Below are 14,342 nucleotides of genomic sequence, written 5' to 3'. Positions count from 1 at the left end.
TGCAAAGGGTGCGGGCGGGAAGCGGTTTCCCGATGCCGCAAAACACTTTATGGTGGCCCAAAGCCTCTGGCTGTTAATCAGGAATATCGTGAAATCAAAGGCTTACGGATCAAGCTTCGGCTTGGCCGGCCTTTGGAGGGCAGTTTGACTCGTTATATCTCGACCCGGGGCGAGGCCCCCGAACTCGGCTTCTGCGACGTGATGCTGACCGGGCTTGCCCGCGACGGTGGCCTGTATGTGCCGGCGACATGGCCGCAGCTCTCGGCTGACACGATCGCCGGCTTCTTCGGCCGCCCGTATTGGGAGGTCGCCGTCGACGTGATCCGTCCCTTCGCCGGAGGCGAGATCACGGACGCCGAGCTCGGCCGGATGGCGAACGAGGCCTACGCCACCTTCCGCCATCCCGCGGTGGTGCCGCTGCGCCAGATGTCGCCGCACCAGTTCGTGCTGGAGCTGTTCCACGGCCCGACGCTCGCCTTCAAGGACGTGGCGATGCAGCTCATCTCGCGGCTGATGGACCATGTGCTCGCCAAGCGCGGCCAGCGCACCACCATCGTGGTCGCAACCTCCGGCGACACCGGCGGCGCTGCGGTCGAAGCCTTCGCGGGGCTGGAGAACGTCGATCTCATCGTACTGTTCCCGCACGGCCGCATCTCCGAGGTGCAGCGGCGGATGATGACGACGACGGGCGCGGCCAACGTGCATGCGCTCGCCATCGAAGGCACGTTCGACGACTGCCAGGCCCTCGTGAAGGGAATGTTCAACAACCATCGCTTCCGCGATGCGACCTCGCTGTCCGGCGTCAATTCCATCAACTGGGCGCGTATCGTTGCCCAGGTGGTCTATTACTTCACCTCCGCCGTTGCCGCCGGCGCGCCGGCGCGCGCGGTGGACTTCGTCGTGCCGACCGGCAATTTCGGCGACATCTTTGCCGGCTACGTCGCCAAGCGCATGGGTCTGCCGGTGCGGACCCTGCGCATCGCCGCCAACGTCAACGACATCCTGGCGCGGACGCTGAAGACCGGCATCTACGAGGTGCGCGAGGTGCACGCCACGGCGTCGCCGTCGATGGACATCCAAATCTCCTCGAACTTCGAGCGGCTGCTGTTCGAAGCCGGCCGGCGCGATGCGGCCGGTGTGCGCCGTCTCATGGATTCGCTGAAGCAGTCCGGGCGCTTCGTGCTGCCCGATGCGACGCTCGCCGCGATCCGCGAGGAGTTTGACGCCGGGCGCGCCGACGAGACCGAAACCGCGGCCGCGATCCGCGCCGCCTGGCGTGAGGCGGGCGAGCTGGTCGATCCCCATACTGCGGTCGCGCTCGCGGTCGCCGATCGCGACACCACCGACACCACGGTGCCCAGCATCGTGCTCTCCACCGCGCATCCGGCCAAATTCCCCGACGCGGTCGAAGCGGCCTGCGGCCAGCGGCCGCAACTGCCGGCCTGGCTCGACGGCCTCATGACCAAATCCGAACACATGAAGGTGATGAACAACGATCAGGCCGAGGTCGAGCGGTTCGTGCTGTCGGTCAGCCGTGCCGCAAAACAGGGAGTTGCCGGATGAGCGTCGAGATCTCCAAGCTTGCGTCCGGCCTCACCGTCGTCACCGACAAGATGCCCCATCTCGAGACTGCGGCGCTCGGGGTCTGGGCCGGCGTCGGCGGACGCGACGAGAAGCCCAACGAGCACGGCATCTCGCATCTCCTCGAGCACATGGCGTTCAAGGGCACGACCAAGCGCTCCTCGCGCGAGATCGTCGAGGAGATCGAGGCTGTCGGCGGCGACCTCAATGCCGGCACCTCGACCGAGACCACGTCCTATTATGCGCGGGTGCTGAAGGCCGACGTGCCGCTGGCGCTCGACGTGCTCGCCGACATCCTGGCCAATCCCGCCTTCGAGCCCGACGAGCTGGAGCGCGAGAAGAACGTCATCGTGCAGGAGATCGGTGCCGCGCAGGACACGCCCGACGACGTCGTGTTCGAGCATCTCAACGAGCTCTGCTATCCCGACCAGCCGATGGGCCGCTCGCTGCTCGGCACCGCCAAGACGCTGCGCGCCTTCAACCGCGACATGCTGCGCGGCTATCTGTCGACGCATTATCGCGGGCCCGACATGGTGGTGGCGGCCGCCGGCGCGGTCGATCACAGCCAGGTGGTCGCCGAGGCCGAGAAGCGCTTTGCGAGCTTTGAAGGAACGCCGGGCCCGAAGCCGCAGGCCGCCCAGTTCGGCAAGGGCGGCGCCAAGGTCGTGCATCGCGAGCTCGAGCAGGCGCATCTGACGCTGGCGCTGGAAGGTGTGCCGCAGAACGATCTGTCGCTGTTCTCGCTCCAGGTCTTCACCAACATCCTCGGCGGCGGAATGTCGTCGCGGCTGTTCCAGGAGGTGCGCGAGAAGCGCGGCCTCTGCTACTCGATCTACAGCTTCCACGCGCCCTATACCGATACCGGCTTCTTCGGCCTCTACACCGGTACCGATCCGGCCGATGCGCCGGAGATGATGGAAGTCGTGGTCGACGTCATGAATGATTCGGTGGAGACCCTGACCGAGGCCGAGATTGCACGGGCCAAGGCGCAGATGAAGGCGGGCCTCCTGATGGCGCTGGAGAGCTGCTCCTCCCGTGCCGAGCAGCTCGCCCGCCACGTCCTGGCCTATGGCCGGCCGCAGACGGTGCAGGAGCTGGTGGCCCGGATCGACGCCGTCAGCGTCGAATCGACCCGGGACGCGGCGCGTGCACTGCTTTCGCGCAGCCGCCCTGCGGTTGTCGCATTAGGCAGTGGCAGGGGTCTGGACACGGCGGTGTCTTTTGCGGAAGGATTGACCCGGGCACGTGCCAAGGCGCGACTGCATTAGGAGCCGCGCGTGGGCTGATCCGCCCCGGGAAGCATCACCATGGCCCTCTTTCGCCTGCCATCCAGTGGACCCGCCGCCCTCGCGCCGCGCGGCAACGGGCTTTTGCTGCGTGCACCGCAGATGTCGGACTTCCTGCAATGGGCTCACTTGCGCGAGTCCAGCCGCGATTACCTGACGCCCTGGGAGCCGATCTGGCCGTCGGACGATCTGACGCGCTCCGGCTTTCGCCGCCGCCTGCGCCGCTATTCCGAGGATATCGCCGCGGACCGCTCCTACCCCTTTCTGATCTTCCGTGAGCTCGACGGCGCCATGGTCGGCGGCATAACGCTCGCCAATGTCCGGCGCGGCATCGTCCAGGCCGGCACCATCGGCTATTGGGTCGGCCAGCCCCACGCCCATCGCGGCTACATGACGGCTGCGCTGCGGGTGCTGCTGCCGACGCTGTTCGGCGAACTCAACCTGCACCGGGTCGAGGCTGCCTGCATCCCCACCAATGCACCGTCGATCCGGGTGCTGGAGAAGTGCGGCTTCTCCCGGGAAGGGCTGGCGCGCCGCTATCTCTGCATCAACGGGGTCTGGCAGGACCATTTGCTGTTCGGTCTGCTGCACGAGGATTTCCGCGGCTGAGCCGGTCGGTTCGTACGGCCAAAGTCTCCGGCGTCCTGCCTTTTGCTGCCTTGGGTTCGCCGATTTTGGCGATATAACGCGGCGGGAAGGCTGGCGATCGGCCGGATTGTTGTCATGGAGTATGGGCGTTGATGGTGCACGAGCTTCGGTCATCGCGGAATGCGTTGCGGCGGGGGACAGCGGTCGCGCTGGCGTTGTCGGTTGCGTTCGCGTCCGTCTCGCCGGTGGCGGCCCAGTCGTTGAGCGACCGCTTCAAGAGCCTGTTCGGCGGCAAGTCCGACGAGCCGGCCCAGCCCAAGCCGGCGCCTGCGCCCGGACAGCCGGCCGACGACGATGTCGATTGCCCGCAGGTCACGGTGCGCGCCGGCGCCTCTACCTATGCGGTCGGAGCCACCGGCAAGCCGGCCGTCGGCAATGAGGTCCGCTTCCAGGCCACCATCACCAAGATGGCGCGTGAATGCGTGCGCAACGGCGGCGACATCACAGCCCGGATCGGCGTCCAGGGCCGCGTCATCGCCGGTCCCGCCGGCGCGCCTGCTAGCGTCGAGGTTCCGCTGCGCGTCGCGGTGGTGCAGGGCGGCGTCGGCGAGAAGGTAATCGCCTCGAAGGCCTATCGGACCACGGTCGGGATGTCGGAAGGCGGCAGCGTGCCCTTCACCTTCGTCGCCGAAGATCTGTCCTATCCGATCCCGTCGGCCGCGACCGCCGATTCCTACGTCTTCTACGTCGGCTTCGACCCGCAGGCGCTGTCGCCCGAGCCGAAGGCAAAGCCGAAGAAGAAGTAGGGTCTCGATCTCGGCTGGCACCGCAATTTCAGCTGTCATCACCCGCGAAAGCGGGTGATCCAGTATTCCAGAGACGTCAGCGGTCTACGGAAGGGCCGCGGCGTACTGGATGCCCCGCCTTCGCGGGGCATGACATCCAATTTGCGGCCACGGCGCCCGACAAACAAAAAAGCCGGCGCTCATCGCGCCGGCTTTTTGATTGATGAGGCGTTCGCGCTCAGTTCAGCTTCTGCCGAACTTCGCTGATGCTCTTGGCGAGCAGGTCGTCGGCGACCTGGCCCTTGACCGACTGCGACAGGATCGTGGAGGCGGCCTGGACGGCGGCTTCCGCGGCTGCGGCACGGACATCGGCCACCGCCTGGGCCTCGGCGAGCGCGATCTTGCTCTCCGCGGTCTTGGTTCTGCGGGCCACGAAGTCTTCCATCTTCGCCTTGGCCTCGGTCGCGATGCGCTCGGCTTCGACCTTGGCGTTGGCGATGATGTCGGCAGCCTCGCGCTCGGCCGTGGCACTGCGCGCCTTGTAGTCGGCGAGCACCTTGGCCGCCTCCTGCTTGAGGCGCGTCGCGTCGTCGAGCTCGGCCTTGATGCGCGCGGCGCGATGGTCGAGCGCGGTCATCGCAGACTTGAAGACCCCGAGATAGCCGAACACGACCATCAGGATCACGAAGGCGATGGCGACCCAGGTTTCAGGATCGAAGAACATCTCGATTAACCTTTCAGGGACGCATCGACCGCGGCATTCACTGACGCGGCATCGGGAACGACGCCGGTGAGCTGCTGCACGATCTGGCCTGCCGCATCGGCCGCGATGCCGCGGACGTTGCTCATGGCGGCTGTGCGGGTCGAGGCGATGGTCTTCTCCGCCCCGGCGAGCTTGGCCGCCAGCTGCTCTTCCAGGGCCTTGCGCTCGGCTTCCGCCTGCGCATTCGCCTTGTCGCGGGATTCATTGCCGATCGCCTGCGCCCGCGAACGCGCCGAAGCGAGTTCGCTTTCATAGGCCTTCAGCGCCGCGTCGGACTGGTCCCTCAGCGTCTGCGCCTCGGCGAGGTCACCCTCGATCTTGTTCTGACGCGCTTCGATCGCCCCGCCGACCTTCGGCAGAGCGAGCTTGGACACGATCACGTAAAGCACGACGAAGAAGATCGCGAGCGACACCAGCTGCGAAGCATAAGTGCTGCTCTCGAACGGCGGAAAGCCGCCACCGTGACCGCCTTCGGCCCCGGTGTGGGCGCCCGCCGCTGGACCCTTCGCCCCGCCATGACTCTCAGCCATGGAGTACTCCTGTTGCTGTCATGCGCGCCGCTTCGGTCGAAGCGGCGCGAAGAACGTCGTCCTCAGAGCGGAACGAACAGCAGCAGCAGCGCGATCAGCAGCGAGAAAATGCCGAGCGCTTCGGTCACGGCGAAGCCGAAGATCAGGTTGCCGAACTGGCCCTGAGCGGCCGAGGGGTTGCGAACGGCCGCGGCGAGGTAGTTGCCGAAGATCACGCCCACGCCGACGCCCGCACCGCCCATGCCGATGCATGCGATGCCCGCGCCGATAAGTTTTGCTGCTGCCGGATCCATTTTAGACTCCTTGGAAGAAAGATTGGGTTGTGGGTGGAAATTCCCCGGACCGCTCAGTGTCCCGGATGAATGGCGTCGTTGAGGTAGATGCAGGTCAGGATCGCAAACACATAGGCTTGCAGGAACGCGACCAGAATCTCGAGGGCGTACAGCGCGACCGTGAGCGCCAGCGGCAGCACGCCGCCGACCCAGCCGAGGGCGCCGAGCGAGAAGCCGAGCATGGCGACGAAGCCCGCGAACACCTTCAGCGCGATGTGGCCGGCAAGCATGTTGGCGAAGAGACGGACGCTGTGGGAGACCGGCCGCAGGAAGAACGACAGGATCTCGATGAACATCACCAGCGGCAGGATGTAACCGGGGACGCCGTGGGGCACGAAGATCGAGAAGAATTTCAGGCCGTTCTTGGCAACGCCGTAGATCAGGACCGTGAAGAAGACCAGCAGCGCCAGGGCTGCCGTCACAATCAGATGGCTCGAGATCGTGAAGGTATAGGGAATGATGCCGATCAGGTTCGAGACGCAGATGAACATGAACAGCGAGAAGATCAGCGGAAAGAACTTCATGCCTTCCGAGCCGGCGGTCGAACGGATGGTCGACGCGACGAACTCGTAGGAGATCTCGGCGACCGACTGAAGGCGCCCGGGAACCAGCTGCGCACCGCTGGCAAGCATCAGCAGCGAGATGATCGCCACGGCGATCAGCATGTAGAGCGATGAATTGGTGAAGGCGATCGTCTGATGGCCGATATGGCCGATCGTGAAGAGAGGCTCGATGTTGAACTGGTGGATCGGGTCGATTTTCATCAGCGCGGCATCTCTTGGTCTGCCGGGCAATGCCGGCGGGTCTCGGTCTGCCGGCCGGGCCGGCCCGTACCGGCAAAGCCGGCACGATCATTCCTCTCCTGAGCGGATCGCTTAAGAACCACCGCGCCTGTTTTGACCTGCCCCTGCCGTTCTCACCACATTCACCACGCCGGCGACGAAGCCCAGCAGCAGGAACACGATAAATCCGAAAGGCGACGTCGACAGCAAGCGGTCGAAACCCCAGCCAATCCCCGCTCCGACGACGACCCCGGCGACCAACTCCGAAGATAACCGGAAACCAAGCGCCATCGCCGAGGCTCTGGCCGCTCTGTCTCCATCGTCACCTGCGGGTTGCTCGGTCTTGACGTGGCGGCCGCGAAGTTCGGACAACCGCTGATCAAGATTTCCGAGCCGTTCGGAAAGCGCAGCTTCCTCGGGCGATCTATCGCGATCTCCATTCTCGCCGTGTCCCGTGCCCTGTGTCATGCAACGAAGACCCGAAACGCCGCGGCTGAATGGAAATTACGCCCGCCACCCTCAAAAGCCGCGCGGACCATACTGATGGCCCATAATCAAGTCAAGCCAAGTCACGATTGCGTCGCTTTCTGTTATGTGTCTGATTTATTTGACGATATCGACGCACGCGGCAGCGCTGCACACAGCGTGACGCCGCACCGCAGCAGCTCCTCTCATGATCGGTGGATGCGGTCGCCATTTCGCCGTGCTGCCGGGATCAAACGGGCGGCCGTAATCGTTGATTCCGGGCGAGTGTTTTTGGCGGCGGATGGCCTTGCCGGGGTGTAGAATTGCAGATGTGCCACCTGCGCGGCGTGGCGGAGAGTGCGATGAGACCAGCGACGTCGTCCACAACATCATGGCTTTCGGCAGCGGCGCTGGCCGCGGTGATGGCCAGCAGCGGCGGTCTCGTTGCCGCGCAATCCGCGCCCGACGGCGAAAACGGCCGCTACAGCATGACGCCGATCCCCGAGGGCGTGCTGCGGCTCGACACCCGCACCGGCACGGTGTCGACCTGCACCAAGAACGGCGCCGGCTGGGCCTGCTACGCGGTGCCCGACGAGCGTGCCGCGCTCGACGCCGAGATCGGCCGGCTCCAGACCGAAGTCGAGAAGCTGAAGGGACAGCTCGCGGCGGGACCGACCGTGTCGGGCAAGATCGACGAGGCGCTGCCGAAATCCGACCCGCTCAAGAAAGCCGATCCGAAGGTCGCCGAGGGCGACCGCAAGATCGAGATCCCGCTGCCGAGCGACCAGGACGTCGATCGTGTGATGTCGTTCCTGGAAAAGGCCTGGCGTCGGCTGATCGACATGGCCAACCGCGTGCAGAAGGACGTGTCGGGGAGGATCTGAGTTTGTCGTCCTGGCGAAAGCCAGGACACATACGGCGCGGCCTCTCGGTTCATTCTCGAAGCGCGTTGCCACCTTTTGCCGTCACGCGCATTCGGGGTAATGAGTCCTGGCTTTCGCCAGGACGACGTTACGAGAGAACCTCCATGACATCAGCCAGATCCGTAACCCGCTCGGCGCCATCCTCGGTGCAAGCCACCATTATCTCATCGTCGCTGCTCACCGTGGAGACGCAGGGGCGCGGCTTCACGGACCTGACCCGCGAAGCAGCGGCGTTCATTGCCGAGGCCCGCGCGCGCGAGGGCGCGCTGACGCTGTTCATCCGTCACACCTCGGCCTCGCTGACGATCCAGGAAAACGCCGATCCCTCCGTGCTGGTTGATCTCACCACCGCGCTGTCCAGGCTCGCGCCGGAGAACGCCGGCTGGACCCACGACACCGAGGGGCCGGACGACATGCCCGGACATATCAAGACCATGCTGACGCAGACCTCGCTTCAGGTCCCGGTCCTGAACGGCAGGCTCGCGCTTGGCACCTGGCAGGCGATCTATCTGATCGAGCATCGCGCCCGCCCGCACCGGCGCGAGGTGGTGCTGCAATTCATCGGCGCCAATCAGTAGAGCGTTTTCGAGCGAAGTGGATCCCGGTTCGCGTAAAGAAAACGCGTCAAAACAAGAATCGAGAACTTCGGTTCTGTTTCCAATCAGAACCGAAGCTCTCGGCCCAAAGCAAAACCGGCCGCGGAGACCGCGGCCGGTTGGTGTTGGTTGATCGTTGCTTGCGATCAGGTCGCCTTGATGTCCACGTCCTTGGTCTCGGGCAGGAACAGGAAGCCGATCACGACGGTGATGGACGCGAAGATGACCGGATACCAGAGACCCGCGTAGATATCGCCGGTCGAGGCCACGATGGCGAAGGCGGTCGCCGGCAGCAGGCCGCCGAACCAGCCGTTGCCGATGTGGTAGGGCAGTGACATCGAGGTGTAGCGGATGCGGGTCGGGAACAATTCGACCAGCATCGCGGCGATCGGGCCGTACACCATGGTGACGAAGATCACGAGGATGAACAGCAGTCCGATGGTCGCGGCCACCTGCGGACGGAAGATGTCGAACGGATGCGCCATCTTCACGATGCCGGCGTCGCCGGTCTTCGGATAGCCGGCGGCCTGCACGGCGGCGAGAACCGCAGGATTGCTGTCCTTGGCGTTCGCGTAGGCAACTTCCTTGCCGTTGACCATCACCTTCACGCCGGAACCGGCCGCACCCGATGTCGTCGAATACTTGACCGACGACTGGGCGAGGAAGGCGCGTGCGGTGTCGCAAGGCGCGGTGAAGACGCGGGTACCGACCGGGTTGAACAGGTCGCCGCAACCCGCGGGATCGGCCACCACCTCGACCTTGGCCTGCTCGATGGCCTTTTCCAGCGCCGGGTTGGCGTTGGAGGTGATCATCTTGAAGATCGGGAAGAAGGTCAGTGCCGCGATCAGGCAGCCGCCGAGGATGATCGGCTTGCGGCCGATCTTGTCGGAGAGCATGCCGAACACGATGAAGAAGCCGGTGCCGAGCAGCAGCGACCAGGCGATCAGGAGGTTGGCGGTGTAGCCGTCGACCTTCAGGATCGATTGCAGGAAGAACAGCGCGTAGAACTGGCCGGTGTACCAGACCACGCCCTGGCCCATCACGCCGCCGAGCAGCGCGAGCAGCACCAGCTTGCCGTTCTGCCAGTTGCCGAAGGCTTCCGTCAGCGGCGCCTTCGAACTCTTCCCCTCGTCCTTCATCTTCTGGAAGATCGGCGATTCGTTGAGGCGGAGCCGGATCCAGACCGAGATGCCGAGCAGCAGCACCGAGACCAGGAACGGGATGCGCCAGCCCCAGGCCGCGAAGTCGGCTTCGCCGATCGCGGAGCGGGTGAACAGGATCACCAGCAGCGACAGGAACAGGCCGAGCGTTGCCGTGGTCTGGATGAAGGAGGTGTAGTAGCCGCGCTTGCCGTTGGGGGCATGCTCGGCGACATAGGTCGCCGCACCGCCATATTCACCGCCGAGCGCGAGACCCTGGGCAAGGCGCAGCGCGATCAGGATGATCGGGGCCGCGATGCCGATCGTCGCCGCATTCGGCAGCAGGCCGACGATGAAGGTCGACAGACCCATGATCAGGATGGTGACGAGGAAGGTGTATTTCCGGCCGACGATGTCGCCGATGCGGCCGAACACGATCGCGCCGAACGGGCGCACCAGGAAGCCCGCGGCGAATGCCAGCAGCGCGAAGATATCGCGGGTTGCCGGCGGGTAGGCCGAGAAGAACTGCGCGCCGATAATGCTGGCCAGCGAGCCGTAAAGGTAAAAATCGTACCACTCGAAGACGGTACCCAGCGAGGAGGCGAGAATGACGAACCGTTCGTCCTTCGTCATCCCTCCCACGCCAGCTTGAGACACAGCCATTGTCGACATGTTGAGTCGCTCCCCGAAAAATGCGTTTCCTCGCGCCCCAGACGCCCGGTCATGCCGGATCAACCCAGGTCTTGGCTCCAAGGTAACATCGGCGTGAAACCCGCCCCAATACGACTTTCGGCCTTGCGCGCTGACGCGCGCCTGACGGCGCGGTATCGGGCGCCGCTGCGCAGCCGCGAAGACTTCCGGATTAACCCCTTTGCAGCAAAGGGATAATGTGCACTTGCATGCCACGGCCGGTCAGGGAAGAATTGGCCAGCCGTGGCATCGACTCGCCAGCCGGTAGCGAATGACAGCAAGAGAACGATGAACGCTCCCTCGACCCATCTCGTCATTGCCGATGATCATCCCCTGTTCCGCGATGCGCTGCGGCAGGCGGTGGCGAGCGTCCTGACCTCGGCCAGGATCGACGAGGCCGGATCGTTCGAGGATCTGACCAAGCTGCTGGAGCAGACCTCCGACGTCGACCTGATCCTGCTCGATCTCTCGATGCCCGGGATCTCCGGCTTTTCCGGCCTGATCTATCTGCGCGCGCAATATCCGGCGATCCCGGTGGTGATCGTCTCGGCCTCCGACGACAGCGCCACGATCCGCCGCTCGCTCGATTTCGGCGCTTCCGGTTTCATCCCCAAGCGTTTCGGCGTCGAGACGCTGCGCGACGCCATCCTCAAGGTGATGGAGGGGGACGTCTGGGTTCCCGCCGACACCGACCTGTCGGCCGCCACGGACCCCGACATGACGCGCCTGCGCGACCGCCTGGTGACGCTGACGCCGCAGCAGGTCCGGGTCCTGATGATGCTGTCGGAGGGACTGCTCAACAAGCAGATCGCCTACGAGCTCGGCGTCTCCGAGGCGACCATCAAGGCGCATGTCTCGGCGATCCTGCAAAAGCTCGGGGTCGAGAGCCGGACCCAGGCCGTGATTGCGGCGGCGAGGATCGCCGGCGGCCAGTGGAAGCAGGGCACGTCGACGGGGTGAGCCCGCTACAGTGTGGCCAGGAGCGCGCTGGCCGCCCTGATATCCACCGTCTCGGAACCTTCGACGAAGCCTTCGAGCGCCGCCTGGAGCAATCGCTTTGCGTCCTCGCGGCCGTGCCGTTCGGCAAGCAGCTGCACAAGATCAATCGCCGCTCGCAGCTCCCAGGCTTTCGCAGCCTTGCCCCGGCTGAGCTCCAGCGACTGCATGAGGCAGGTCTCCGCTTCCCCGGTTTTCGGCTCCGGGAGCGACAGCAACACCTTGGCCCTCATGCGCAGCAATTCGGGCATATAGAGATGATCGCCGCCTTGTTCGACGAGGCGGATCGCATCGTCGACCAGGTGCGCGCTCTGCTCGACCTGCCCCAGTGCCAACAAGCCCTGGACCAGCGCGATGTTGAATGTCGTGGTAAGCAGCTCGTAACCGGCATCGTGAAGCTCGAGCAGGCAGGCCCTTATCGTCTCGACGCCGCCTGCGGCGTCGCCGCGCCGGATCGCCAGCTCGCCTTTGACGCCGCGGCCGACCGAGAGATAAGGGCCCATCGAACGCGAGGTGGCATGCGCGATGAAGTGGTCGATGCTCTCTTCCGCATCGTCGAGCTCGCCGCTCCAGAGCTCGATCGAGACCAGCCATATCAGCGCGATGCAGAGCGTGATCGGATGGTCCATCTGGGCGGCTTCGGTGACCGTCTGTCGCGCCAGCTGCCGCGCATCCCCGGGCCGGCCCTGCAGCCAAAGCTCTCGCGCGAGCGAGATGCCGGCCCGGTTGCGGTGATCGAAGCCATGGACCGTGCTGATCCGTTCGGTACCCGGACCCTGCCAGGCAGCCTCCAGCATGTTCAGCGCGTCGCGATGCTCGCCGGCCAGATGCAGCGAGACACCCAGGAGCGAATGGGCCAGTCCGAGGGACGCGGCATCGCCCAGCGTTTCGGCGACTGTGAGGCTCTGCCGTGCGTAACCAAGCGCGGCATCGAACTGCCCCATCCGCTCGTGGAAGATATGCATGCGGCCGAGCAGCTGAAGCTGGTTCGGCGCGTCGCCGCGCGCCTCCGCGATCGCGAGGCTTCTGCTCAATGCGCCGCGCGCCGCTTCGCTGCCGCCGCGCGTGAACATCAGGGTCAGTCCCAGGGCGGCCTGGATGTGCATTTCCTCGGCGCCGCCGCGCGTGGACGGATCGATCGCAAGCAGCGCCCGTTCCGACCAGCGCCGGCATTCGATCAGCAGTGACATTGCGAGAAAGATGGGAGCTGCCGCAGCGGCGAGCGCAATGCCGATGCATGCATCGCCGTTCGCGCCAAAACACCAGTCCAGCGCGGCGCGCACGTTGTGCAGCGCGGAGAAGTGGACCGCGCGTTCGTCGGCGCTCGGCACCGTCGCCCATGTCGTGCCGGCCTGTTCCAGCCATCGCCGGTAGTAGGTCGCGTGGCGGGCGGCGAGCGCCGCGTCGTCAGGCTCGATTTCGAGCAGATAGGCGCGCGTCGTGTCGAGCAGCCGGTAGCGCATCATGGCGCCGATCGGTCGCGGAGCGACCATCGACTTGGCGACGAGGCTGTCGATGGCGTCGAACAGGCGGGCGCGGTCGACACGGTCGTCCGGCACGACCTCGAGCGCCGCGTCGATGGTGAAATGGCCGGCGAAGACCGCGAGCCTGCGCAGCACGAGGCGCTCGCTGCCGGACAGCAGCCCGTAGCTCCAGTCCAGCGTCGCCTGCAATGTCTTCTGCCGCGGCGGCGCGGTGCGCTGCCCCTGCCACAGCAGATTGAGGCGTTCGTCGAGCAGCGCCGCCGTTTGCTCCAGGCCGTAGGCTTCGACCCGGCCGGCAGCGAGCTCGATCGCCAGGGCCATGCCGTCGAGCCTGCGGCAGATGCCAGCGACGATCGCCGCATTGCCATCGTCGAGCGCGATCTGCGCGCCGCCGGCGGTCGCCCGTTCGAGGAACAGCTGAAGCGCGGGATAGGTCTGCGCGACGGCCGCCGTCAGTCCGGCATCGTCAGGCGGAACGGCAAGCGGCGCCAATCGATAGACCTGCTCGCCCTCGACGCGCAGGGCTTCGCGGCTCGTGGCCAGGATATGGACATGCGGCGCGGCGTGGAAGATCTCCGCCGCCAGCGGCGCTGCGGCGGCGATGACGTGCTCGCAATTGTCGAGGATCAGCAGCATCCTCTTGTCCCGGAGATGCGTGAGCAGCGCGGGCATCGGGTCGTCAGTCTGGGCTGGCAGACCCAGCATCAGCAGGATCGAGGTGATCACGAGATCGGGATCGCTGAGCGCAGCAAGATCAACAAAGTGCGCGGCGTCGGCGAAGGTCGCGAGCAGGTCGTGAGCGACCGCCACCGCAACGGCGGTCTTGCCGACGCCGCCCGGGCCGACGATCGTGACGAAACGCGAGGTGATGAGCTTGTCCGAGATGGCCGCGACCACTTCGTCGCGTCCGACCATCCGCTGCAGCCGGTTCGGCAGCTTCACGGGCGGCGGTTCCATCCGCGGCGCGGGGCGCCGCTCTGCCGGAACATCCGTTTGCGAGATCGGCGCCACGAAGCAATAGCCGCGGCCGGAGAGCGTGGTGATGTAGCGGGCGCCGTCCTTGCCGTCGCGGAGGACCTTGCGAAGCGCTGCGACATGAAAGCGCAGATTGGCCTCCTCGACGGCCATGCCGGGCCACACCAGCGCCATCAGGTCCCATTTGCTGACGACCTCGTTCGGCCGCGATATCAGCGCGATCAGCGTGTCGAAGGCTTTCGTGCCGAGCGGCAGCGCGACGCCGTCGCGCGTCACGAGCCTTTCATGCGGTGTCACGGTGAATGGCCCGAACGACAGGGGTCCTGCCGTAGGCGCAGCCGGCTCAGTCATGGCGAGATCTAGGTCCTTGCGAATGGACCGGATAGCCAGATGATTGCGATCCGGCAAGGCCGCTCACGCATCGGCG

At 65.6% G+C, this 14,342-nt stretch carries 14 protein-coding genes; 7 read left to right on the top strand and 7 right to left on the bottom strand.

Annotated features, from left to right (window positions below; genetic code table 11):
- The first annotated feature begins 144 nt into the window (after positions 1–144).
- From thrC to AAFG50_RS39515, 4 genes are all read left to right on the top strand, one after another.
- Entirely contained in the window at positions 145–1,563 is a 1,419-nt protein-coding gene (gene thrC, locus AAFG50_RS39530) for a threonine synthase (protein ID WP_028173700.1), read from the top strand.
- Complete coding sequence (locus AAFG50_RS39525) at positions 1,560–2,849, top strand: pitrilysin family protein (RefSeq protein ID WP_011084001.1); 1,290 nt, start codon at positions 1,560–1,562, stop codon at positions 2,847–2,849. Before thrC ends, AAFG50_RS39525 begins: the two co-directional genes overlap by 4 nt.
- A 39-nt stretch (positions 2,850–2,888) precedes the next feature.
- Positions 2,889–3,476, top strand: coding sequence for a GNAT family protein (locus tag AAFG50_RS39520; protein WP_011084002.1), 588 nt, complete (start codon positions 2,889–2,891; stop codon positions 3,474–3,476).
- A gap of 131 nt (positions 3,477–3,607) precedes the next feature.
- The gene (locus AAFG50_RS39515; protein WP_011084003.1) at positions 3,608–4,261 is read left to right on the top strand and encodes a hypothetical protein; all 654 of its coding nucleotides are present in this window, start codon (positions 3,608–3,610) and stop codon (positions 4,259–4,261) included.
- 217 nt (positions 4,262–4,478) lie between these two features.
- Here the strand turns inward: AAFG50_RS39515 and AAFG50_RS39510 are convergent, their stop codons facing one another.
- The 5 genes from AAFG50_RS39510 to AAFG50_RS39490 form a co-directional block, all read right to left on the bottom strand.
- On the bottom strand, positions 4,479–4,964 hold the full coding sequence (locus tag AAFG50_RS39510; RefSeq protein WP_011084004.1) for an ATP synthase subunit b 1: 486 nt from the start codon (positions 4,962–4,964) through the stop codon (positions 4,479–4,481).
- A gap of 5 nt (positions 4,965–4,969) precedes the next feature.
- Positions 4,970–5,533, bottom strand: coding sequence for an ATP synthase subunit b 2 (locus AAFG50_RS39505; RefSeq protein ID WP_028173699.1), 564 nt, complete (start codon positions 5,531–5,533; stop codon positions 4,970–4,972).
- A gap of 62 nt (positions 5,534–5,595) precedes the next feature.
- Positions 5,596–5,826: a F0F1 ATP synthase subunit C gene (locus AAFG50_RS39500; protein ID WP_007599451.1), complete on the bottom strand. Its 231-nt coding sequence runs from the start codon at positions 5,824–5,826 to the stop codon at positions 5,596–5,598.
- Between the two features lie 53 nt (positions 5,827–5,879).
- Complete coding sequence (locus tag AAFG50_RS39495) at positions 5,880–6,629, bottom strand: F0F1 ATP synthase subunit A (protein WP_011084006.1); 750 nt, start codon at positions 6,627–6,629, stop codon at positions 5,880–5,882.
- A gap of 111 nt (positions 6,630–6,740) precedes the next feature.
- A complete protein-coding gene (locus AAFG50_RS39490; protein WP_028173698.1) occupies positions 6,741–7,115 on the bottom strand; it encodes an AtpZ/AtpI family protein in 375 nt (124 codons plus the stop codon).
- 359 nt (positions 7,116–7,474) lie between these two features.
- Here AAFG50_RS39490 and AAFG50_RS39485 point away from each other — a divergent pair, with 359 nt between their 5' ends.
- Together AAFG50_RS39485 and AAFG50_RS39480 are read left to right on the top strand one after the other, a co-directional pair.
- Positions 7,475–7,996, top strand: coding sequence for a hypothetical protein (locus AAFG50_RS39485; RefSeq protein WP_028173697.1), 522 nt, complete (start codon positions 7,475–7,477; stop codon positions 7,994–7,996).
- Between the two features lie 143 nt (positions 7,997–8,139).
- Complete coding sequence (locus tag AAFG50_RS39480) at positions 8,140–8,613, top strand: secondary thiamine-phosphate synthase enzyme YjbQ (protein WP_028173696.1); 474 nt, start codon at positions 8,140–8,142, stop codon at positions 8,611–8,613.
- Between the two features lie 164 nt (positions 8,614–8,777).
- Here AAFG50_RS39480 and AAFG50_RS39475 read toward each other — a convergent pair whose 3' ends face one another.
- Positions 8,778–10,403, bottom strand: a complete 1,626-nt coding sequence (locus AAFG50_RS39475; RefSeq protein WP_171463736.1) for an MFS transporter — start codon at positions 10,401–10,403, stop codon at positions 8,778–8,780.
- 345 nt (positions 10,404–10,748) lie between these two features.
- Here AAFG50_RS39475 and AAFG50_RS39470 point away from each other — a divergent pair, with 345 nt between their 5' ends.
- Positions 10,749–11,420 carry a response regulator transcription factor gene (locus AAFG50_RS39470; RefSeq protein WP_011084012.1) on the top strand — a complete coding sequence of 224 codons (672 nt, stop codon included), beginning with the start codon at positions 10,749–10,751 and terminating at the stop codon, positions 11,418–11,420.
- Positions 11,421–11,425: 5 nt separating this feature from the next.
- Here AAFG50_RS39470 and AAFG50_RS39465 read toward each other — a convergent pair whose 3' ends face one another.
- Complete coding sequence (locus AAFG50_RS39465) at positions 11,426–14,266, bottom strand: winged helix-turn-helix domain-containing protein (RefSeq protein ID WP_028173694.1); 2,841 nt, start codon at positions 14,264–14,266, stop codon at positions 11,426–11,428.
- Positions 14,267–14,342 lie beyond the last annotated feature (76 nt).

It is taken from the genome of Bradyrhizobium sp. B039 (assembly GCF_038965675.1).
Classification (GTDB): domain Bacteria; phylum Pseudomonadota; class Alphaproteobacteria; order Rhizobiales; family Xanthobacteraceae; genus Bradyrhizobium; species Bradyrhizobium diazoefficiens.
This window is presented reverse-complemented; position numbering and strand designations above follow the sequence as displayed.